This window comes from Promicromonospora sp. NPDC057138, assembly GCF_042670845.1.
Taxonomy (GTDB): domain Bacteria; phylum Actinomycetota; class Actinomycetes; order Actinomycetales; family Cellulomonadaceae; genus Promicromonospora.
The window spans coordinates 1-21,458 of the sequence record NZ_JBHUUX010000024.1 but is presented as its reverse complement, the minus strand read 5'-3'; the positions used below and the strand labels follow the sequence as shown (position 1 = coordinate 21,458).

Annotated in this window: 15 protein-coding genes; 6 read left to right on the top strand and 9 right to left on the bottom strand. The window is 71.1% G+C overall.

Annotated features, from left to right (window positions below; translation table 11 throughout):
• Window positions 1–47: 47 nt before the first annotated feature.
• Complete coding sequence (locus ACFT2C_RS14790) at window positions 48–3,836, bottom strand: hypothetical protein (RefSeq protein ID WP_377207815.1); 3,789 nt, start codon at window positions 3,834–3,836, stop codon at window positions 48–50.
• Between the two features lie 152 nt (window positions 3,837–3,988).
• A complete protein-coding gene (locus ACFT2C_RS14785; protein ID WP_377207814.1) occupies window positions 3,989–7,222 on the bottom strand; it encodes a trypsin-like serine protease in 3,234 nt (1,077 codons plus the stop codon).
• Window positions 7,223–7,346: 124 nt separating this feature from the next.
• Between ACFT2C_RS14785 and ACFT2C_RS14780 the strand changes: the two genes are divergently transcribed.
• Together ACFT2C_RS14780 and ACFT2C_RS14775 are read left to right on the top strand one after the other, a co-directional pair.
• A complete protein-coding gene (locus ACFT2C_RS14780) occupies window positions 7,347–7,493 on the top strand; it encodes a hypothetical protein (RefSeq protein WP_377207813.1) in 147 nt (48 codons plus the stop codon).
• Window positions 7,494–7,576: 83 nt separating this feature from the next.
• Window positions 7,577–8,974 (top strand): PQQ-dependent sugar dehydrogenase, encoded by a 1,398-nt coding sequence (locus ACFT2C_RS14775; protein WP_377207812.1) that lies wholly within the window; start codon window positions 7,577–7,579, stop codon window positions 8,972–8,974.
• A 29-nt stretch (window positions 8,975–9,003) separates the two neighbouring features.
• On the opposite strand, the gene ACFT2C_RS14770 is transcribed toward ACFT2C_RS14775, so the two are convergent.
• From ACFT2C_RS14770 to ACFT2C_RS14750, 5 genes are read right to left on the bottom strand one after another with little or no spacing between them, the layout of a single operon-like run.
• Complete coding sequence (locus ACFT2C_RS14770; RefSeq protein ID WP_377207811.1) at window positions 9,004–9,873, bottom strand: amidohydrolase family protein; 870 nt, start codon at window positions 9,871–9,873, stop codon at window positions 9,004–9,006.
• Window positions 9,870–10,202 carry an L-rhamnose mutarotase gene (locus ACFT2C_RS14765; RefSeq protein WP_377207876.1) on the bottom strand — a complete coding sequence of 111 codons (333 nt, stop codon included), beginning with the start codon at window positions 10,200–10,202 and terminating at the stop codon, window positions 9,870–9,872. Before ACFT2C_RS14765 ends, ACFT2C_RS14770 begins: the two co-directional genes overlap by 4 nt.
• Window positions 10,203–10,210: 8 nt before the next feature.
• A complete protein-coding gene (locus ACFT2C_RS14760; protein WP_377207810.1) occupies window positions 10,211–11,152 on the bottom strand; it encodes a carbohydrate ABC transporter permease in 942 nt (313 codons plus the stop codon).
• Window positions 11,139–12,092, bottom strand: a complete 954-nt coding sequence (locus ACFT2C_RS14755) for a carbohydrate ABC transporter permease (RefSeq protein ID WP_377207809.1) — start codon at window positions 12,090–12,092, stop codon at window positions 11,139–11,141. Before ACFT2C_RS14755 ends, ACFT2C_RS14760 begins: the two co-directional genes overlap by 14 nt.
• On the bottom strand, window positions 12,092–13,459 hold the full coding sequence (locus tag ACFT2C_RS14750) for an ABC transporter substrate-binding protein (protein ID WP_377207808.1): 1,368 nt from the start codon (window positions 13,457–13,459) through the stop codon (window positions 12,092–12,094). Before ACFT2C_RS14750 ends, ACFT2C_RS14755 begins: the two co-directional genes overlap by 1 nt.
• Window positions 13,460–13,674: 215 nt before the next feature.
• On the opposite strand from ACFT2C_RS14750, the gene ACFT2C_RS14745 reads away from it, so the two are divergent.
• The 3 genes from ACFT2C_RS14745 to ACFT2C_RS14735 are packed head-to-tail and all read left to right on the top strand — an operon-like array spanning window position 13,675 to window position 16,462.
• A complete protein-coding gene (locus ACFT2C_RS14745) occupies window positions 13,675–14,685 on the top strand; it encodes a C-terminal binding protein (RefSeq protein WP_377207807.1) in 1,011 nt (336 codons plus the stop codon).
• Between the two features lie 5 nt (window positions 14,686–14,690).
• The gene (locus ACFT2C_RS14740; protein ID WP_377207875.1) at window positions 14,691–15,713 is read left to right on the top strand and encodes a zinc-binding dehydrogenase; all 1,023 of its coding nucleotides are present in this window, start codon (window positions 14,691–14,693) and stop codon (window positions 15,711–15,713) included.
• A complete protein-coding gene (locus ACFT2C_RS14735; protein ID WP_377207806.1) occupies window positions 15,710–16,462 on the top strand; it encodes an SDR family oxidoreductase in 753 nt (250 codons plus the stop codon). Before ACFT2C_RS14740 ends, ACFT2C_RS14735 begins: the two co-directional genes overlap by 4 nt.
• 61 nt (window positions 16,463–16,523) lie before the next feature.
• Here the strand turns inward: ACFT2C_RS14735 and ACFT2C_RS14730 are convergent, their stop codons facing one another.
• Both ACFT2C_RS14730 and ACFT2C_RS14725 read right to left on the bottom strand, forming a co-directional pair.
• A complete protein-coding gene (locus tag ACFT2C_RS14730; RefSeq protein ID WP_377207805.1) occupies window positions 16,524–17,699 on the bottom strand; it encodes a mandelate racemase/muconate lactonizing enzyme family protein in 1,176 nt (391 codons plus the stop codon).
• A 28-nt stretch (window positions 17,700–17,727) separates the two neighbouring features.
• The gene (locus ACFT2C_RS14725) at window positions 17,728–18,456 is read right to left on the bottom strand and encodes a FadR/GntR family transcriptional regulator (RefSeq protein ID WP_377207804.1); all 729 of its coding nucleotides are present in this window, start codon (window positions 18,454–18,456) and stop codon (window positions 17,728–17,730) included.
• Between the two features lie 227 nt (window positions 18,457–18,683).
• On the opposite strand from ACFT2C_RS14725, the gene ACFT2C_RS14720 reads away from it, so the two are divergent.
• A complete protein-coding gene (locus ACFT2C_RS14720; RefSeq protein WP_377207803.1) occupies window positions 18,684–21,314 on the top strand; it encodes a right-handed parallel beta-helix repeat-containing protein in 2,631 nt (876 codons plus the stop codon).
• Window positions 21,315–21,458 lie beyond the last annotated feature (144 nt).

The window sequence follows — 21,458 nt, the reverse complement described above, 5'->3', positions numbered from 1 at the left end:
GTGTATAAGAGACAGCCGCAGAGGCCTCGACGACGGCGGCTCGGTCGTCACTGACGGTAGAACTGCTCGATCGTGCCGTCGCGCTGCAGGGAGATCACGTAGACGTATCCGTCGACCTCGTGAATGAACTCGGAGATCACGCTGTGGCCCTCCAGGTATTCGCGTATCCCGGCCTCGTTGTGCTGCACGACCTCGGCCAGATACTGGTCGAGGTCCGCGACCGTGTCGGTGGGCGCGAAGTATCTGCGCACGTTGGTGGGCAGCACCCCGAAGTACTCCCAGGTCTGACGGCTCAGCACACGCACCATCAGACCTTCCGGCATCCGGACGGTCTGTCCCCCGACGTCGAAGCTCGGCGGGGACCAGGAAAGATCGGCGAGAGCGTCACGGATGCGCTGCTCGACACACTGGTGGGGTGATGTACCGCTGCTCCCGCCTGCGCTCAGGCAGGCGTTGGTGCGATACATCGAGATCAGCCTGGCGTTGTCCCGGGCTATGGCCTGGAGGCCCGGGGTCTCCCAGTACTCTTCCCAGGCGGCATTCCAGCTGTCCCAGTACTCCTGCGAGTAGACATCAGCCAGCAACCGGTCGGATGCCTTGCCGATGATCTTCTTGATCACCTTCTTGCATCCCGTGGACTTGCTGCACAGTCCCTTGGGCAGCACCCTCAGCATGACGTCGAGCGCGGCGAGCATCGCCGGCTCCGCGAGCATGAGGGCCGAGAAGACGGTGTCGAGCTGGATGTCCATCCGTACCGAGCTGAGGAAATTGAGGTTCTGCGCATTCCCGAGGCACCTGTCCGCGGCTTGCCCTTCCCCGAACACGGCCATGCACAGGTCGCCGTTGATGTGGAGCATGACGGTCGGGTCGAAGTCCGCTTCGATCAGTCTCGCGGCCGATTCTCGTACCTCTGTCTCGCACGCCTCGTCGATGCCCTCCCAGGTACGGCATCCGTCCAGGCTGAGCATGTCGTCGCCGATGCGCTGCTCCGCGGCATCCCAGACCTCCTCGACCATCCGGTCGTAGGCGGCCTCGTACGCACCCTGGGCATGCCGCGCGGCTTCGGTCGCGCTCTGGCCTGCCGCGACCGCGTCGCGCCATGCCCGCGTCGCACTGTCCGTCGCCTCCCGGGCAGAATCGATCGCCCTGCCATGGGAGACGGCCGCCCAGGTGGCTGACCGAGCCGCCGCCTGCGCCGATCCCCTTGCCTCGACCGCCGCGTCCTGAGCGGTGTTCGCCGACTGCTTCGCGTCCGCCGCCGAGCGGCTCGCCCGGACCGCCGCGTCGATCGCCGCCTCGGCGTGCCGGCCTGCCTCGGTCGCGGCAGCAGCGGCCTCGTTCGCATAGCGTGCGGCGTCCTGGGCCGCTCCGGCAGCGCGCGCGGCTTCTTCCCAGGCACGCTTCTCGTTCTCCGTCGCCCGTGCCGCTACCTCGGCGATCTGGAGCACCAGGGAACTGACCGTCTCCACGTGAGCGGACGTCCGCCGGTCCCGCGCGGCGGCCTCGTGGCGACCCACCTGGAGGAACCGCTGCCGGAACGCCGGCGGCCCTTCGAGCGCGACCTCCGCGTTGATCCGAAGCTCGCTCCCCTCGGGTGCGCCCTGGAAGATCTGGGTCACCTTGATCTCGTTGTCCGCCTCCCGCGCCGCGTACTGCCTCGTCGCGAGGAACGCGCGCAGCACAGGGGCGGAGCCGTCGTCCAGGGCGGCGGTCGCGGCGTCGACCGTGTGCGCGTCACCTGCCGCACGCGCGGCGGCGAGCACCCGCGTGGTCTCGAGCTCGTCCTCCTCGCGCCGCTCGGGATAGTCCGGGTTCTCCAGGAATGCCGCGACCTCGGCGTCCGAACCGTCAACCACGCCCTCGACGGCGGTCCGCATCGCCTCCGATCTGGTGACCGTCAGGCCGACGAGTGTGGTCCGGTCGTCCATGCCTTCCGCCGAACGCAGCCCACCGCGCGCGAAGGCGAGCACCTGCTCGTCGTGGCCGACCAGAGCGGCTCGAGCCGCGTCCCGGGTCCAAGAGCCGTCCGAGTCGGCCAGGGCCAGCGCGGCTTCCCGTGCCCGCGCGACGGCGGTCTCCCGGGGAGTACCCGGGTCTGTCGCGACATCGAGCGCGGCCTGGACAGCCGGCAGTCGCTGCTGTGTCCGCGGCGTGTTGAGGGTCGGCGCGTCAGGATCCTGTGCTTCCTCGACGATCCGAGCGACGTCGCGCGCGGACTCGACCATCTGCTCACGTTCGCGGGCAAGGCGGGACCGGTCCTGACGCCGTGCCTCAGCGAAGATCTCCTGGGCCTGCTGAGCGCTCAGCCGAGCGGCCTGCGCGGCCTGAGACGCCGCTTGCGCGTGCTCCCGGGAGAGGCGCGCGGCGTCCACAGCCTCGCCTGCGTGGTTCGCGGCGTCCTCCGCGGCCGCGGCCGCGTTGCGCGCGTGGGTCACCGCGGACTCCGCCGCGTCGCGGGCGACGATCGCCTGGTCCCGGGCGTACCCGGCGAAGGCCACGGCCTCCTCTGCCGCCCGCTGCGCACGCAACGCCGCAGCACGCGCGCGCTCGGCCGCCGCGTACACCGTTGCCGCGTCGGCACCAGCAGCAGACGCGGCCTCCGCCGCCGCCTGCGCCGCGTCCGCGGCCTCGTTCGAGTGGCCGACCGCGGACTGCGCGGCGCGAATGGCACCGTCCACCTCGGCCAGCGCCTGGAGTGCCAGGCTCATGGCCACGTTGGCCTTCTCGACCTGCCTGGCCGCGGCGCGCGCTCCGGCCGCTCTCGCACTGGCGTTGGCAGCGGCATTCCGGTCGACCCGAGCCGCAGCGGCAGCGCGATACGCCTCTGCAGCCCTCTGCTCGGCCACGGCTGCCGACATCGCAACCCGGACGGCAGCGTTCGCCGCGGTGCGTGCCGCCGCGGCGGCATCGTTGGCCGCGCCGACCGCAGTGCCCGCGGCGTTGGCGGCATTCCGGGCCGCCTGAGCCGCCTTGGTCGCGGCGGCTTCCGCCCGCCGCCGGTCACTTCCTGCCGCTTGCGCCTCGGCCCGGGCCGTCGCCGCGGCGTCCTTCGCCAGTGCCGCCTCTTCCTCGGCCCTGTCCGCCTCGTCGGTCGCGGCACTCATCGCCGCCTGGGCCTGGCTGCCCGCGTCCTCGGCCGCGTGCAAGAGATCAGTGATGCTCGCCTGCTCGTGGTCCCTGGCCGCGGCCACGCCCCACTCGATGTCCAGGAACCGGACCAGCGCCTCGTGCCGGCCGGCATCGAGTGCCGCGGCGGCGGCTTCCTTCACCCGGGGCCCACCGACTGCGTACGCCTGGGTGACGCGGAGCTCGACGTCCGCTTCCTGGGCCGTTGCCCAGCCCTCGTTGAGAAACTGCTCCAGCGCCTCCGGTGTGCCGGCGTCCAGTGCGGTACGGGCCGCAGCCTGCACCTGGGGGCCACCCATGGCGGCCAGCTGGTTGATCCGGATCTCCTGGTCGGCCAGCCACGGGTCGTTCCAGCCATCGGTGAGGAATCTTCCGAGCGCCTCGGGATCCTCGCCGTCGAGGATCGGCGTGAGGGTAGCCCGCAACGTCGGCCCACCGCTCGCGAACATCTGGGTCGCGAGGATGTCCCGGTCGGCGAGCTCACGCACGCTCCACTGGTCGTGGACGAAGGCGCACACCTCCGCATCGCCGCCCAGCAGGGCCGCTTCGGCGGCCTCCCGCACCTGCGGCCCGCCGGCGTCACGCGCAGCGAGCACACCGGCCCGCGAGCAGACCAGCGACGGCTCGGCGGCGTGCGCCTGACCGGCCTTCGGTACCACACCAGGGACGACGAGGCCGGCCACCATCACGGCCACAAGAGCGCTGCGCACGCCACGTCTCGGCAGCTCTCGCCACGACCTTCGAACGAAGATGCTTCTCACTGTCGGACCTTTCTCGTCCACGTGACTTCACCGGTGGTGCCTGCGCCGAGGTGGGCCGTCCCGCCTCGGCGCAGGCGCCGTCTGACCTTCCGTCCGCTGCGTCAGACCGTGATCTGCAGCAGGACCGTCTGCTCGGATCCTGGATCCGCCCCGATGCCGACCGGCGTGTATGTGTCGGGCTCGCCGGTGATCGTGACCGGCTCGCCGGAGGGCGTGTCGACGACCGCCGTGTAGTCGTGGCCGGCCCCGATCTCGTACCCGTCGCCGCGGAGGGAGAACACGTTCTGCACGCGCAGGTCGATGCGGCCGGAGTCGCCGCGGACCACGAGGCAGAGCGTGCGAGCCCCGCCCGACTCGACCGTGTACCTGACCCTCATCGCGCCCACGTTCTCGTCGTCGGGCACCGTCGCGCACTCGACGTCGACCACGATGTGCCCGTCGCCCGAGACGAGCTCGATGCCGAGCAGCGCCCCGATCCGCTCCGCGTCCGGGTAGGCGAACCGCTCGACGAGCGACGACTCCCCCGCCGGCCGCGAGACCGTGACCGCCGGGTCCGGCTTGCGGGTGCGGTCCAGGACCACAGCCACCTTCTGGGCCGGGCGATACCCGAACAGGTGCGCCTTGCCGCCACCCGCGGCGTCGACGCTGACGAGCTGGTCCTGCGCGGACCGCAGGGAGAAGCCGCCGAGGCCGCCGGCCTGGTCCGGACGGCTCTCCGTGAACCCGGTGGCAGTCGCCGTCCGGATCGCCGCCATCGTCGTGCCCGGCGCGTAGGCGACCAGGTCGTCGAGCTTCCCGTCGTCGTCGTACGCGGTCGCGACCACCCGGCTCGTCGTGCTGCCCAGAGCGGGCCACGTGCCCTCGGACTGCTTGGTGTAGGCGGACGTGGTGTCACGGCTGACGACCGAGTACTTCTTGGCCGTGCCCGGCCGGTACACGAGCAGGTCGTTCGGCTTCCCGTCGTGGTCCGCGTCGAACGGCGTCACGCGGTCGCCCGCGGCGAACGTCCAGCCGCCCAGCGACGTGGTGTGCGGCATCAGGTAGCCGAAGGTCGGGCCGGCGACCACGGCCGCCGTGCCGCCCGCGCTCGGGTCGTACTGCATGATCTCGTCGAGCCGGCCGTCGCCGTCGAAGTCCACGGGGGCGAGCTGGGGGTCTTCCCCGTTGAGCACGAGGCCCCAGGCGTTCTGGTACTTCTTGAGGAACTGACCTGACGCGTCGCGGCTGTACACCGCGACGTTCCGCACGTCCGCGGAGCCGACGCCCGGGCGGTACACCAGGAGGTCGTCCAGCTTGCCGTCGCCCTCCAGGTCGAACGCGACCACCTTGTCTACCGCGTTGTCCAGCGCCCAGTCACCGATGCCCGTGCCACGGTGCACCTGCGTGTACGTGCCGTCCGCGTTGCGCTCGGCGATGACGACGAGCCGCCCGCCGGGCCGGTACAGGAGCACGTGGTCCGCCCGGCCGCTGTGGTCGAAGTCGTAGGCGATCGCTCGGTCGCCCGCTCCGGAGAGGTCGAACCCGGCGAGGCCCGCCGAGCTCTCGTGCGCGAGCTCGTACTGGCTCTCGCCGCGGTCGAGCCGCTTGATCGCCCAGGCGCTCTTCGCCCCGGGCCGGTACCCGAGCACGAGGGTCCGCGAACCGGTGCCCGGCCCCTCGAACGGAACCAGCCGGTCGGCGGCGTTCGCCAGGTCGAACCCGCCCAGGCCGCCGTCACGCGGGCCGGTGAGCGGTGTGTAGGTGTCGGTCGCAGCGTCCCAGGTGATCGCACTGACCCGGCCGAAGTCGCCACTCACCGGGCGGTAGGCCACGAGGTCGTCGTCCAGGCCGTCGTGGTCGTAGTCCATCGCGACCACCTGGTCGGCGGCGTTCTCCAGCGACGTCCACGTGGCCGCGTCCACCGTGACGTAGGCGCCGCTCGCGTTGCGACCGAGGACCGCGTACTTGCTCGCCGTCCCCGGCCGGTACACGAACAGGTCGTCGGTCTTGCCGTCGTGCTCCCGGTCGAACGGGACCACCCGGTCACCGGCGCCGAACGTCCAGCCACCTAGCGACGTGGCGTGCGGCAGCGCGTATCCCCAGGTCCGCGGGTTCACGACCGCCGCCGTCCCGCCGGAGGACGGGTCGTACTGCAGGAGGTCGTCCATCCTGCCCGTGCCGTCGTGGTCGATCGCGACCACCTGCGCCTCGGGGTTGTTCCGTACCTGTCCCCAGGCGCCCTCGTGCTTCCGGACGAACTGCCCCGCGGCGTCCCGGCTGAACACCGCGTAGTTCGGCACCTCGGCCGAACCCACGCCCACCCGGTACACCAGCAGGTCGTCCGGCTTCCCGCTGCCCTCCAGGTCGAACGCGATGATCTTGTCCACGGGGTTGTCCAGCACCCAGTCGCCCAGGCCGGTCGTGCTCTGGAACACCCTCGCGTACGTCCCGTCCACGTTCCGGCGCACGACCTGCAGGACCTTCGAGCCGGGGCGGTACATCAGGAGATGGTCCGCCCGCCCGCTGTGCTCGTAGTCGAAGGCGACCACCTTGTCGGCCGCCGACGAGAGGTCGTATCCGCCGATGCCCGCCGTCGTGCTCCGGTACTCCCAGCCGAACTGTGCACTCAGGGCCGGTGCGTTCCGCTCCACCCAGCCCCCGAGCCCGTCGACACGGACCACGGTCGTGGCCGCCGCGGGTGTCGTCTCCTCGGCGAGGCACCGCGCCCGGTTCGAGCCCGCAACGAGCCCGAGGAGCGCCGCCCCACCGGTGCGCGCCACGGGCGCACCGGCGTCGCCGAGGCACGCACCCGCCGCACCGTCCGCGCTCGCCCATGCGAAGGTCGCCGCGCTCACCTCGCCGACGACGCCCGTGGCGTACTCGGCGGCGTCGGGTACCCAGGTGTCGGCCGTGCGGCCGAATCCGGCCATGACCGACGCGGCGCCGGCGGTCGGGGCCTCCGAGGTGACCGTGGCCTGCGCGATCCCCTGGGTGGGCAGCACGAGACGGACCAGCGCCACGTCACGGTCGGGGTGCGGCACTAACCGGTCCACCTCCAGGGTGCGCGCCGGGGAACCGGCGTGCGCGCCGCCGACGACCACCTTCGCGGCCACCGGCGGGCGGCCGGTCGTCAGGGAGCCGCCGTCGCCGGCGACACAGGAGGCCACCGTCAGCACCCACTGCGGGCGCACGAGGGCGCCGGAGCACGCGCGCTCGTCGCCGAGCTGGACCTTCACGAGGTACGACCCGCTCCCGGACGGGACCGGGTCGCCCCCGGTCACCGCCATCGCGGGGGCCGCCAACCCGGCCATGACCGTCGCCACACCCACCAGTGCGGCACTCAAGCGTCGCAACATCCCAGCCTCCATGAAGTGGTCAGACCCGACGGCCGAAACTGGGGCAATCCGGGTTTGGTACTGGACGCCACGAGCGTCGATACACAAGGTAGGTAGGCCCGCTTGCAGGAAACTTGTACGCGGCTTGCAGGCGACACGCTGGCTGCCGGCCACGCGGCACCGCTCCCTGAACAACTCCGCCGTCCTGACCCTGCTGCTCGTCAACGCCCGCCCGGACCGCGATGACGCCGAGGTGCCGGACGGCGCGCCGCTCAGCGACAGCACGGTCTGAACCACGTGCGGCCGCCGGGCCGCCGGAGTAAGGGGTACTCACGGAACCTGCCGCGGCGGAGGCCGGGCGTCTACCTTCGACCTATGACGCAGACGCCATGGCACACGCACCGGTCACGCCGCGGACTCCGGGCGCTCGGGGTGACGGCCACGCTCGGCGGGCTGCTGCTCGGTGTCGGCGCGTGCACCAGCGGGCCGGACGACGGCGGCACCGGCGCGTCCTCCGGCGCGCCGGCCGCCACGTCCCCGGCCGCGTCCGAGCCTGCCGCGTCCGGACCGCCCGCGAGCGCCAGCAACGTCGGGCCGCTCTCGCCGGTGCCGCTCACGGTCGCCGCGGGTACCGAGGCCGGCGCCGCGGACGGGCGGTCGCTGAACCTGCCGGCCGGCTGGAGCGCCGAGGTCTGGGCGGACGTGCCGGGGGCGCGCCTGGCCGCGTGGGCGCCCGACGGGCGGCTCGTCGTCTCGACCGGCGACCGCGGCGTGGTGTCGATCCTGACGCCGTCCTCGGCCGGACGAGCGCCGACCACCGAGACCCTGCTGGATGGTCTGGACAACCCGCAGGGACTCGCGTTCGCCGAGCAGGACGGCCGCACCATCCTGGTCGTCGGCGAGGGGCCCAGGCTGGCCGCCTGGGACTACGCCGACGGCGCGGTGACGGACCGGCGGGTGATCGTCGACGGGCTGCCCGACGGCGGCCACGGGAGCAAGGCGGTGGCCGTCCAGGACGGCGTCGTCTACTACAACGTCGGCTCGGCCACGAACAGCGACCCGGTCGACCGGACGTCGGACCAGGAGCGCGGCATCGTCGCGCGGGTCGGGCTCGACGGGACCGGGAACCGGACGATCGGCACCGGCATCCGCAACGGCTTCGCCCTGTCCTTCGCGCCCGACGACACCCTGTTCGTGGCGGTCAACCAGGCCGACAACCAGCCGTACCCGTTCCAGGACGACACCGGTCAGTACGGGCAGGTTGTCCCGGAGTACGTCAACGAGAACCCCGTCGACCAGGTCGCTCGCATCACGCCGGGCACGGAGCTGGGCTGGCCGTACTGCGTGCCCGACATCCGCGGCAGCGACGACCTCACCGACCTGCCGTACGTGAACCACCCGGCCAACCCCGACGGCGAGGCGCTGGACTGCGCGGACATCGGCACCACGATGCTGGGCCTGCCGGCCCACAGCGCGCCGCTCGGGATCACCTTCACCCACGACGCCGATCTGCCCGAGGCCATCGGCAACGGGGCGCTGATCACCGCGCACGGGTCCTGGAACCGGGAGCCGCCCCGTGCGCCGTCCGTCGTCTACAGCGCCTGGGACGACGCGACGGGCACGCTCGGGGCGCCGGTCGACCTGGTGACCGGGTTCCAGGACGAGGACGGCTCCCGGTGGGGCCGCTCCGTCATGGCGGTGCCAGGCCCGGACGGGTCGATCTACGTCACCGACGACGAAGCGGGCCTGGTCTACCGGCTCACTCCCTCGTAAGCGGCGACCGTGGCGAACGCGGTGCTGGACTACGCGACCCGAGCGGGTGCGATCCCGTAGGTGCGTCGCGCGGTGCCCTGGTCGATGGCTTCCTGTTCCGAGTCGCCGAGCGCGGCGGTGAGCTGCAGGTAGGCCTCCCACCACGCGGTGTACCCGCGGGTGAGCCGGACCAGGGGCCAGTCCGAGCCGAACATCAGCCGGTCCGGCCCGAACGTCTCCAGCGCATGGTCGACGGCGGGGCGCAGCGCGGCCGTGGACCACCCGCGATGGTCGGACTCGAGCGCGAGCCCGGAGACCTTCGCGACGACGTTGGAGCGCTGCGCGAGGCCGGCCAGGTCGGTACGCCACCGTTCGAGCTCCGCCCCCCCCGCGAGCAGCGGGGGCTTGCCCAGGTGATCGAGCACGAACGACGCCGCGGGCAGCGCGTCGGCCAGCTCGGTCACCACGCGGAGCTGGTGCGCGCGCACCACGAGCTCGACCACCAGGCCCGCCTCTGCCACCGCGGTGAGGCCCGCGGTCACGTCCGGCCGCAGCAGCCAGGCAGGGTCGGGCTCGAGGTGCGCGAGATGGCGAACCCCAACGAGCACCTCTCCCCCGCGCAGTCCGCGCAGCCCCGCGAGCTGCGCCGGCACGTCGCCGAGGAGGTCGACCCAGCCGACCACCGCCTGGACCACCGGCTCGGCCGCCGCTGCGGCGATCAGGTCTTCCGTCTCGGACAGGGAGTTGTCGGCCTGGACCACGACGGCGTCCGCGATCCCGTGCCCGCCGAGCTCGCCCGCGGCGTCCCGCGCCGTGAAGTCGCGGTCGATCTCGCTCATCGACTCCGGGTCGATCCAGGGCTGCGGGTGGCGCTCCAGCTCCCACAGATGAAGGTGGGCATCAACGAGGTGGCGCGTCATGGCAGGTGCCAGACCTCCCGCATGTCGCGCCACCGCTCGCCGGGCTTGGCGTCCCGCCCGAACGCCGTCTGGCACGGATCGGTGTGCGTCCACCATTCCTGAGTGGTCGGGTCCTGCGCGATCCGGGCCATGTCGGCCTCGTGGTCGGAGCCCGTGTACTCGTAGTAGGCGAACAGCGTGTTCTCCAGCACGAAGATCGTGTAGTTGTGCACGTTGCACGCCTGGAGGGTCGCCTCGACCTGCGGCCAGACGGCGGCATGCAGGCGCAGGTACTCCTCGCGCTTCTCCGGGACCACGTCGACCACCAGACCGTGCCGCTCGACAGCCATCGTCAAGGTCACTCCTTCGTCCCGCCGGCGGTCATGCCCGCCACCAGGAATCGTTGTGAGAACAGGAAGACCAGCAGCACCGGGGCCACCGACAGCACGGTAGCCAGTGCGAGCACGGGCAGCTCGATCGTCGTCACCCCGGCGGAGGTGGGATTGAACTGCGGGACGTTCGCCAGCATGTCGGCCAGCCCGACCTGGATGGGCGCCTTCGGCCCGGGTACCACCAGGAACGGAAGGAAGTAGTTGTTCCAGTTCGCCACGAAGCTGAAGAACCCGACGAGCGCCACCACCGGCTTGGCGAGCGGGAGCGCGATGCGGGTGAACACCGCCATCTCCCCGCAGCCGTCGATCCGGGCGGCGGCCAGGAGGTCGGCCGGAATGCTGGACGAGAAGTAGATGTAGGTCAGATACACGCCGAACGGAAAGAACGAGAACGGCAGGATCACCGAGGCCGCGGTGCCCACGAGCTGCAGCGCCGAGAGCTCGAGGAAGATCGGCAGCACGAGCGCCGTGTTCGGGATGAGCATGACCACGAGAGTCGCGGTCAGGAGCACCTTGCGGCCCCGGAACGTGCCGAGCGCCATCGCGTAGCCGGCCGGGATGCTCGTCACGAGCGTCACGACCAGCGCGACGCCGGAGTACAGGCCCGCGTTCCCCAGCCACTGGAACACTATGCCGTCCTGAAAGCTCACGAGCGCGTCCCAGTTCGCGGCCAGGTCGCCGAACGTCCCGGGCGCGAACGGCGCGGTGGTGAGGAGATCGCGGGGTGACTTCGCCGTGGCGTTCAGGAGCCAGAGGATCGGCACCGCGAAGAACAGGGCGAAGAAGGTCAGCACCACCGCGATGAAGGCGCGTCCCAGCCACGAGCGGGGGTCGATCTCGGCCCCTCGTCGACCCCGAGGGCCGGAACCTGTGGTCAGGGCAGCGGAGCCCAGGTCAGTCGCGCTCAAAGAGTCCTCCCTTGATGACGAAGAACATGCTCAGGCCGAGGGAGACCACGAGCAGGAGGATCGCGATCGCGGCCGACCCGTTGTGATCGGTCTGCTTGAACGCGTAGAGGTAGGCGAGCTGGTTGAGCGAGTAGTCCACGGGGACCACGCCCTTGCTCGCCTGGGACAGGATGCGCGGCTCGACGAAGAGCTGGGTGCCGGCGGCCAGGGACATGACCGCCATGTACGAGATCCACTTGCGCATCATCGGGAGCTGGATGCTGAGCGCGGTCCGCAGCCGGCCGGCGCCGTCGATCTTCGCCGCCTCCATGACCTCGCCGGGCACGTTGTTCAGCGCCCCGTAGAGGACCACGATCCAGCCACCGGCTCCGGTCCAGAACGCGATGATCGCGAAGATCACCGGCAGGTTCCCGGGGGAGACCGTCTGCACGAACGTCTGCATGCCCATCGCGTGGAGCACCCACGAGACCGGGCTGACCGTCGGGTCGAGGACGAAGAGCCAGAGCATCACGCTGGACGCACCCGCCAGAGCACCCGGGATGTAGTAGACGAACCGGAGCCCGGTACTCAGCCCGCGGCTCGCGAGCCCGTGGACGAGCAGCGACAGCACGACGACGAAGAGGACCAGCCCGGCCAGCCAGAACAGCACGAACAACGCAACGTGCAGCACCGCCGGCCCGAACCGGAAGTCCTGGATCACGTGGACGAAGTTGTCGAACCCCACGAACTGCCCCTCCTTGGTCAGGGACAGGTAGGCCGCATAGAGCGTGGGGGCCAGGCCGAACGTGAACAGGAGCACCGTGTAGCCGGAGACGAAGAGGTACGACATCCGGCCGCGGCTCCGCTCGATGCTGCCGTGCCGGGTCTTCCGGACGCCCGGTGCCCGCGGCGGCGCCGCTCCCGGAGCGGGAGCGGCGCCGGAATGCTGTGCCGTCGCCATCACTCGACCGTGTACCCGTTCACCTGGGCCTCGTTCTCCAGGGCCGTCTGCCAGTCGGGCAGCAGGTCGACGAGCTTCTTGCCCGCGGCGAGCTCCGGCGTGACGGTCTTCGCGAACACGGCCTCCTGGCTGAAGCGGGGGTAGCCCCACCCGTCCCAGACCTGGCCGGACGCCGTGGTGACGTCCTCGGCGAAGTCCCCTGCGAAGTACCCGGACTTGGACTGCTTCCCGAGCCACTTGTCCGCCGCGGAGGCGTAGGCCGGGAGGCCCACCGCGAGGTCGACCTGGTAGTCGTCGGCGCTGGTCACGAACTCCAGGAAGGTCTTGGCCGCCTCGAGGTTCTTGGAGTGCTGGGAGATGAACCAGGTGCCGCCGCCGACGTTCCCGGTGGCGGGCTCCTCACCCTCCCAGGCCAGGGGCAGCCCCGCCGCGATGGTGCCCTTGGGGGCGTCGAGCGAGTCCGCGTTCTGGAAGAGCGCACCGCTGAACCAGATCGGGCCGGGCAGCATGAGCACCTTCCCCGTGTACTTCTTCACGAACTCGGCGTCGAAGACGCTGTCCTGCACCACCGACCCCGAGTCGATCAGGCTGTCAAGGGTCTCAGCCATCTTCACGGTGGTGGGGTCGGACATGTCGGCGCTGAAGCCGTCAGTCCCGGTGACCGTGTTGATCGGCGCCTTCGCTCCCCAGAAGTAGACCTCGGGCGCCCAGGCGTCGCCGACGGATCCCACGATGTAGCCGGGGTGCTCCTCCGCGACCTGTTCCCCGAGCGCCTGGTACTCCTCCCAGGTGGTGGGGACGTCGTACCCGAACTCGTCGAACAGGCTCTGGTCGTACCACGTCACGACGGACGCGAGGTCGTTGCGCAGCCCGTACACGGTGCCGTCGACGGTTGTCGGGTCGAGGGCGCCGGGCGTGAACCCGTCCAGGAACTCCTGGTCGAAGTACCCCTGGTCGAGCGGGGCGGCGAACGGCGTCTGGCCGACGGCCGCCCAGGCCGCGTCGTTGTTCTGCGTGGAGAAGACGACGTCGGGCCAGCCGGAACCGGCCTGGTCGAACGCGGTGATCTTGGTCTGGAAGCTGCCCGAGCCGTTGGCGCTGCCGTCGTAGGTCTCGACGTTGACCGGGACGTCCGGGTGAGCCTTGGTGAAGGCGTCGACGGCGGGCTCGCGCGAGGCGTCGACCCACACCGTGATCGGGCTGTCGGCCTCCTGCTCCTCGGCCTCGAAGCCGTAGGGCGAGTCGGCGCCGGAACCGGATCCGCCGCCGCCGCACGCGGAGAGCGCAAGCGCGGGCACTGCGAGGGCCGCCACAAGGCCGAGCCGCCCGAACCGCGTGCGGCCGGCTGAACGTGTACGCAAGGACATCGTTGTTCCTATCTCATCAGCGTCAGTACCTGACTGGAATGCGCGTCATGAGGCCCTGGACTCGGCCCCCTTGCCTCGCGCCAGACTCTACCAGAGATAACATGTATGCCAAGTGCCATTGGTCATCACATATACTACGTCTCGCTCCGGATGCGTCTGCGGACCACCGGACCACCCAGGCCCTGACAGGCATTCCGACGGAGGAGAGCCCATCCATGCCACCCACCATCGCGGTGACCGAGTGCGACCACGACGCGTTCCTCGAGGAGGAGGCCGTAGCGCGCGAGGGCGGCGTCGAGCTGCTGATCCACCAGAACCGCACTCGTGACGACCTGATCCATACCTGCCGGGACGCCGACGGGCTGCTGGTGCAGTACGCCCGGATCGACGCGGAGGTCATGGACGCCCTGCCCCGCCTCAGGGCGATCGGACGCTACGGCGTCGGCGTGGACTCGATAGACATCGACGCCGCGACCGCGCGCGGCATCGCAGTCTGCAACGTTCCCGACTACGGCACCGAGGCCGTCTCGGACCACGCGATCGGTCTCACGCTCGCCGTGGCCCGCGGGATCCCGCGCACCGACCGGGGCCTGCGCGAGGGGCGGGTGGACCTGCCGGCCGTCAGGCCCCTCTACCAGACCCGGGGACGCACGTTCGGGGTGGTCGGCCTCGGGCGGATCGGCGCGGCCACCGCGCGCAAGGCGTCCGGCCTCGGCTACGACGTCATCGGGCACGACAGCGTCGTCGAGCCAGGCACCACCCACCACGGTGTGTCGACGGTCGCGCTCGACGAGCTGTGCGCCCGCGCCGACGTCGTGTCGCTGCACGTACCGCTGACGCCGGAGACCCGCGGCCTGATCGGCGGCGAGCAGCTCGCCCTGATGCGGGACACGACGATCGTCGTCAACACCGCGCGCGGCGGCGTGGTCGACGTGCCGGCCCTGGTCGCCGCGCTGCGCGAGGGCCGCCTCGGCGGAGCCGGGATCGACACCCATGAGGACGAGCCGCTCCCGGTGGACCATCCCCTCACCCGGTTCGACAACGTCGTCCTGACCCCGCACCTGGCCTGGTACACCGAGGAGTCCTACGGCGAGCTCAAGCGCCGCACGATCGAGAACGTCGTCGAGGTCCTGGCCGGACGCAACCCGCGCAACATCGTGAACCCGCAAGCCCTCGGCTCCGGCCGGACGGCCCTGACGCACGACATCGCCGGAGGTGCCCGGTGACCACCATGCCCGCGGTTCTCTGGACCGGTGACGACACGCTGGAGCTGCGCGACGTCGACGTCCCGCAGCCGCCCCCGGGCTGGGCGCTGGTCGAGGTCGCCTACACGGGGATCTGCGGCACGGACCTCGCCATCGTGCACGGCAAGCACCCCCGCGCCCGCCACGGCCTGATCCTCGGGCACGAGATCTCCGGCCGCGTCGTCCGGGCAGCGCCGACCGGACCGCAGGCCGGGAGCTCGGTCGTCGTGGAGCCCCTCATCTCGTGCGGACGCTGTCGTGCGTGCCGCCGCGGTGACACGCACGTGTGCCGCGACCTCGGCCTCTACGGCATCGACGTACCCGGCAGCCTCGCCCGGTACGTGGCGCTCCCGCCCGAGGTGCTGCACGAGGTGCCCGCCGGCGTCGACCTGCGGCTCGCGACCCTGGTCGAGCCCCTCGCCGTAGCGGTCCACGCGGTGGACCTGGCCGGGCTGCGGGAGGGGGACACCGTGGCGGTAGCGGGCGCGGGCCCGATCGGGATCCTCACGGCGCTGACCGCCCGGCACGCCGGGGCGGGGCGCGTGATCGTCAGCGAGACCTCCCCCGCGCGGCGCGCGCTCGCCGAGCGGCTCGGCCTGACCGTCGTCCCCGCGCGAGGAACGCTCACGGCCACGGCCCTCGAGCTGACCGACGGCGAGGGCGCGGACATCACCTTCGACGCGGCGGGCCACCCCGCCGTCGCGCCCGACCTGACCGCGGCCACGCGGGTGGGCGGGACGGTGGTGATCGTCGCGGTGCACAAGGAGCCGACCCCGATCGACCTGCGGGAGGTCTGCTTCAAGGAGCTCGTCGTCCGCGGCGTCCGCGTCTACACGTCGGACGACGTGCGGCGCGCGATCGGGCTGGTCGTCGACGGCAGCCTCGGGCTGGACCGGCTGCCGACCCGGGTCTTCCCGCTCGCCGAGGCCGCGTCGGCGGTCTCGGCCGCCGGGGCCGCGGAGTACCTCAAGGTCATGGTCGCGTCCCACGAGGGGGGCGAGGGCTCGTGAACCCGTTCGACCTAACCGGACGGACCGCCGTCGTGACCGGCGGCGGACGCGGGCTCGGGCTGGGCATCAGCCGCTCGCTGATCGCCGCCGGCGCCGACGTCATAGTCCTGTCACGCGGCGAGGTGCCCGACGACCTCGTCGCGCACGCCCGTGAGCACTCCCGCGCCGTCTCCGGGGTGCGGGTGGACCTCGCGGATCCCCGCTCGATCGATCAGGCCGCCGACGAGGTGCTGGCGCGCGGCACCGTGGACGTCCTGGTGAACAACGCGGGGACGCAGGTCCGGCACCCGGCCGCCGAGTTCCCGCTCGACGAGTGGGACGCGGTGCTCCAGGTCAACCTGCGGGCCGTGCTGCAGCTCTGCCAGGCCTTCGGCCGTTCCATGCTGGAGCGCCGCGACGGCAAGATCGTGAACCTCGCGTCGCTGCTCAGCTTCCAGGGCGGCCTCACGGTCCCGGCCTACGCGGCGAGCAAGGGCGCGGTCGCGCAGCTCACCAAGGCGCTGTGCAACGAGTGGGCCGCGCAGGGCGTGAACGTCAACGCGGTGGCGCCCGGCTACATGGACACGGACATGAACGCCGCGCTCCTGGCCGACCCGGTCCGTTCCCGGCAGATCGGTGACCGCATCCCGGCGGGCCGGTGGGGCAGGCCCGCCGATGTCGGCGGGGCCGTGGTGTTCCTCGCCTCCGCGGCCGCCGACTACGTCCACGGGCAGGTCCTGGCCGTGGACGGCGGCTGGCTGGCCCGCTGAAGACGCCGCGAGGGTCAGCCGACCATGTCGGGTGACCCTCGCGCCGCGCACGGGCCGGACGTCAGCCGACCGATGCCACCGTGAGCGGAGCCGCCGGGTCACGGCGCAGCGCCAGCCGCAGACCGGCCTCGCGCGGACGGACGTGCGGGCCGGCGGGCGTCGCCCAGGAGCCCGTCCCGGCGTCCGCCGCGATCGCCGCCTCGTCCACGGCGATGCCGAGGCCCGGCTCGTCGCCCAGGACGATCCCGCCGTCCTCGAAGGACTGGTCGACCGACAGGCCCACGGGGAACGACAGGTCCTGCACCTCGGTCACGAGGTGGTTGGGCACCATCGCGGCCGCATGGACCAGCGGGTTGCAGTTGTACGCGACCGGGCTGACCGGCAGATCGTGGGCGTGAGCGAAGGCAGCCACGCGCATGAAGTGCGTCAGGCCCCAGACGCTCCCCGTCTGCACCACGTCGACGGCTCCGGCCTCGACCAGCGGCCGGAACTGCTCCAGCCCGGTGAGGTTCTCGCCGGTGGCGAGCGCGGTCGACGTCGACCTCGCCAGGGCCAGGTGCCCCTCGACGTCCCAGCGGCGCACCGGCTCCTCGATCCAGGTCAGGTCGACCTGCGCCTCGATCTGCGCCAGCAGCCGCCGCGCCTGGTGCCTGCCCCAGCTCTCGTTGACGTCGTACATCAGCGCCGGGTTCTCGCTGTTGTGGCTCAGCACCTCGCGCACCGCGCCGAGACGAGCCACGTCACGGCTCAGGTCGAGCCCGCCCTTGACCTTGGCACCGGTGAACCCGCGGTCGGCGAACCGCGAGTACAGGTCCACGAGCTCGTCGTCGTCCAGGCCGTACTCGAGGCCCGACGCGTACCCGGCCACGAACCGGTCCCGCGCGCCCAGCAGGCGCCACAGCGGCTCCCCGGCCATCTTCGCCTTGAGGTCCCACAGCGCCATGTCCAGCGCCCCGATCGTGGCGAAGGTCGATCCGGCGTGACCTGCCTTGAAGACCCAGGAGAGCATCCGGTCGTACAGCGCGGAGACGGCGCGGGGATCCTCCCCCTCGATCGCCGGGAAGACTCGGTCGATCGCGTCGTGCGCACCGAGGCCGACGCCCGTGAGGCCGCCGTCGGTCTCGACCAGGACGATCGGCACCTCGGTCACGCCGCTGCGCACCACACCGTTGACGTCCCCGACGGGCCGACCCCACCGGTGCACGGTGAGCAGGCTCCGGTACCCCGTGATCTTCATGGGTGGTAACTTATCATACGAATGACATCTACTTCTTGGGTCGCCGGCGAGCCCAGCTCCGTGAGATGTGCGCGCGCATGAGCTCCGCGGATGCCTCTGTGTCGCCACCCACGACGGCCTCGAAGATGTGCCGGTGCTCCTCGTGCGTCAGCTCCATGTGCCCCTGCGGCGGCGCGCCGGTGTACTGGGCCACGAGACGGGCCTTGCCCTGGATGCTGGAGATGATCGCCCGCGCGAACTCGTTGCCGGAGATGCGGTGCACCAGGGCGTGGAACGCGATGTCCTCGTCCTCGTACCTCTCGGGTTCGTCGAGCGAACCGCTCAGCACCTCGAACTGGCGCGCGAGGTCGGCACGGGCGTCGTCGGTGATCTGCCTGGCTGCTGACGAGGCCATGAGGCCTTCGAGCGCCGTTCGAATCCCGATGAGCTGGTCCATGAACAGCAGGCTGTCCTCGCGCTGGAAGATCGCCTCCAGGACCATCGGGTCGAGCAGTCCCCAGGACTCCCGGTCGAGCACGACGGTGCCCCAGCCCTGGCGCGCGGCGACCAGCCCCTTCTCCGCGAGCGCCGTGAGCGCCTCGCGGATCACGGTGCGGCTCACCGTGAACGTCTCGCACAGCGCGGCAGCGGAGGGCAGCGCGGTACCCGGTGCGTACTTCTCGGTGACGACGTCCTGCACCAGCGCCCGGATGACTGCCTCGGCGAGCGCCGGCCTGTTGCGGGTCACCTGCATGCTGGTCGGTACCTGCTGAACCACGTGTTTCTCCTCCTCCGGCGCGCGATCTCGAGGGGCCGCACGATCGCTCATCGTATCGCTCGGGCATCTCTCGGGGCCTGTTCGACCATTGCACACACATCATATGTGTGACTAATCTCGCGACGGGCAAGGTAGCCCAGTCGCCTCAGCAGAAAGCGGGAACGATGACACTGAAGTCACGCACACCAGTTCCAAGATTCCGGGATCGATCGAGGAGAGCGGGAGCCATGGCTGCCCTGAGCGCCGTAGCAGTGATCGTCTCGACGCTGGTTCCCGTCTCTGCAGCGCAGGCCGCGCCGCAGGGCAAGGACCGCACGTACTTTGCCGCGGCAGACGGACTGGACCTGGGTGACTGCGAGGTGAAGCACGCCTGCTCGCTCGAGCGCGCGCAGGAGCTGGTCCGGCAGGAGGCCCGCAAGGGCAGGGACGTGACCGTCGTGCTCGGGGACGGGACCTACCGGGTGACCGAGCCCCTCGAGTTCGGCGCGCAGGACGGCGGCCGCGACGGCCACACCGTGCGGTGGACGGCCGCGCCCGGTGCCCACCCTGTGATCTCCGGCTCCACCGCGATCTCCGGGTGGTCGGTCCACGACGAGGACGCCGGCATCTACGTCGCGGACACGCCGCGCGGCGTCGACAGCCGCCAGCTCTACGTGAACGGGATCATCGCCCAGCGCGCCTCCCTGCCGCTGGCCAACTCGGATGTCACGCCCACCCCGACCGGCATGACCATCAACAACCAACAGCTCAGCTACCTCAGCGGCCTGCCGGACCAGGGGCGGATCGAGTTCCAGTCGCTCGGCGACTTCACCAACCGCTACTCCCCCGTCGAGTCCATCGACGGCTCGACGATCACCATGGCGCAGCCCGCCTGGGACAACAACACCTGGGGCTGGGACACCGTACAGAACTCGTTCCTGGCCGGGCCCACGTGGTCCCTGGAGAACTCCCTCGCGTTCCTCGACGACGTCGGCGAGTGGTATCTCGACCCGTCCGCGGGGAAGCTGTACTACAAGCCCGGTGACGGCGTCGACCCCGACGACCTGGACGTCGAGCTCCCGCAGGTGGAGTCGCTGATGAGCATCAGCGGCACCTACGACCAGCCGGTGACAGGCCTCGCGTTCGACGGCATCGAGTTCACCGGCACCTCGTGGCTGGGCCCGTCCACCCATGGCTACGCGACCCAGCAGAACGGCGCGTTCATCAAGGACGCGTACGAGTACCGCCCGGACGACGCGTTCACGAGCTGCTCCCGCGGCTGCGAGATGTTCGAACGAGCCCGCTTCGACGCCTGGTACCAGGAGCCGGCGGCGGTGCAGGTCTCCGCGGCCCACGACATCTCCTTCACGAACAACCGCTTCACGAACCTCGGCCAGACCGCGCTCGGCATCGGCAACGACGCCAACGCGATGCTCTCGGGGGTCGGCCTGGGCGCCAGCGGCATCGACGTGGTGGGGAACGTTTTCAACGAGGTCGGCGGCCACGGGATCGCCGTCGGCGGGGTCCGGGAGGACGCGCACCACCCGAGCGACCCGCGGATGATCAACAAGGACATCCGCATCGAGAACAACACGGTCAACCGGGTAGCCGTCGAGTACAAGGACAACTCGGGGATCCTCAGCACGTACGCGACGAACATCCAGATCGTGCACAACGAGGTCGCCAACGTCGCCTACGACGGGATCGACACGGGTTACGGCTGGGGCGCCAACGACGCGGGCGGCTCGGCGGAGTACGTCCGCCGCGGCTACTACAACTGGCACCCCCTGTACACGACCCCGACGACGCTCAAGGACAACCTCGTCAGGGGCAACCTCGTGCACCACACCAAGGCACGGTTCGCGGACGGCGGGTCGCTGTACAACCTCTCGGCCAGCCCGGGCACCGTGGTGGAGCGCAACTACCTGTTCAACGTCTCCGGCGTCGGCCTCTACCTCGACGAGGGGACGCGGTACACCACTTACCGGCAGAACGTGCTCCAGGGCACCAACCCGTGGATATTCACCAACGCCTATAGCGACGGCAACAACACCAGCGACAACATGATCCGCGAGAACTGGTACAACTCCGGCGGGGCCCAGATCCCGAACGCGGAGGAGCGGAACAACCAGCTCATCGACAACGTCTCAGTCGCCGGGACGAGCTGGCCGCAAGGGGCGCTGGACGTCATGTGCGCCGCCGGCGTCGCGCCTGAGTACCGCACGACGCTGAACGCCAACCTGTTCGGTCTCACCCAGTGCCCCGTGGAGGCGCCGGTCAGCGACTGGTACGGGACCTCGGCGGCGTCCGCGGGCGACAGCTACTTCGGGCAGAACGGAACCACGTTCGGCGTCGCGGCCGCGGGCGCGGACGTCTGGGGAGCGGGCGGCCAGCGGGACGACGCGTTCGGCGCGCTCTACCGGGCGGGCTCCGTCGCGTCCGGGTCGAGCGTGTCTGTCCGCGTCGACACGGTCAACGACGCGAACGCCTGGGCCAAGAGCGGGGTCATGGTCCGCAACGACATGACCGCGCCGGGCGCCTCGGCCGGGTATGCGATCGCTGCGGTGACGCCGCGCAACGGCGTCGTCTTCCAGTGGGACGCGGACGGCGACGGCTACCTGGACACCGCGGCACAGGCACGGATCGACACGCACCGCGCCGTGTGGGTCAGGCTGGACCGCACGGGCGGTCAGGTGTCGGCGTCCTACTCGTACGACGGCATCAACTACCACCCGGTCGGCTCACCTGTGACGCTTCCCGGCGCGGCCGAGGTCCAGGACGGCGGCGTCTTCGCGACGTCGCACGACGTGACCACTGCAGCGATCAACGTGTTCAGCGGCCTCGACCCGGCGGAGCCGGGCAGCGTCACCCAGCCGTAGCACCGCACCAACAGCAATGGCGTCGGGGGGGGGGGGGGCGGGGGGGCCCGCCCCCCCCCCACCCCCACGGAGGGCGCCACGGAGGGGGGGGGCTAAAACACAAACCACACCCCCCCCAGCGGGAGCAACTGGTACACGACCCAC

Bases quoted from the DNA above. Each gene is read 5' to 3' on its own strand.
- ACFT2C_RS14785 (WP_377207814.1), bottom strand. From the start codon at position 7,222: ATGTTGCGACGCTTGAGTGCCGCACTGGTGGGTGTGGCGACGGTCATG.
- ACFT2C_RS14775 (WP_377207812.1), top strand. From the start codon at position 7,577: ATGACGCAGACGCCATGGCACACGCACCGGTCACGCCGCGGACTCCGG.
- ACFT2C_RS14770 (WP_377207811.1), bottom strand. From the start codon at position 9,873: ATGACGCGCCACCTCGTTGATGCCCACCTTCATCTGTGGGAGCTGGAG.
- ACFT2C_RS14765 (WP_377207876.1), bottom strand. From the start codon at position 10,202: ATGGCTGTCGAGCGGCACGGTCTGGTGGTCGACGTGGTCCCGGAGAAG.
- ACFT2C_RS14755 (WP_377207809.1), bottom strand. From the start codon at position 12,092: ATGGCGACGGCACAGCATTCCGGCGCCGCTCCCGCTCCGGGAGCGGCG.
- ACFT2C_RS14750 (WP_377207808.1), bottom strand. From the start codon at position 13,459: ATGTCCTTGCGTACACGTTCAGCCGGCCGCACGCGGTTCGGGCGGCTC.
- ACFT2C_RS14745 (WP_377207807.1), top strand. From the start codon at position 13,675: ATGCCACCCACCATCGCGGTGACCGAGTGCGACCACGACGCGTTCCTC.
- ACFT2C_RS14740 (WP_377207875.1), top strand. From the start codon at position 14,691: ATGCCCGCGGTTCTCTGGACCGGTGACGACACGCTGGAGCTGCGCGAC.
- ACFT2C_RS14730 (WP_377207805.1), bottom strand. From the start codon at position 17,699: ATGAAGATCACGGGGTACCGGAGCCTGCTCACCGTGCACCGGTGGGGT.
- ACFT2C_RS14720 (WP_377207803.1), top strand. From the start codon at position 18,684: ATGGCTGCCCTGAGCGCCGTAGCAGTGATCGTCTCGACGCTGGTTCCC.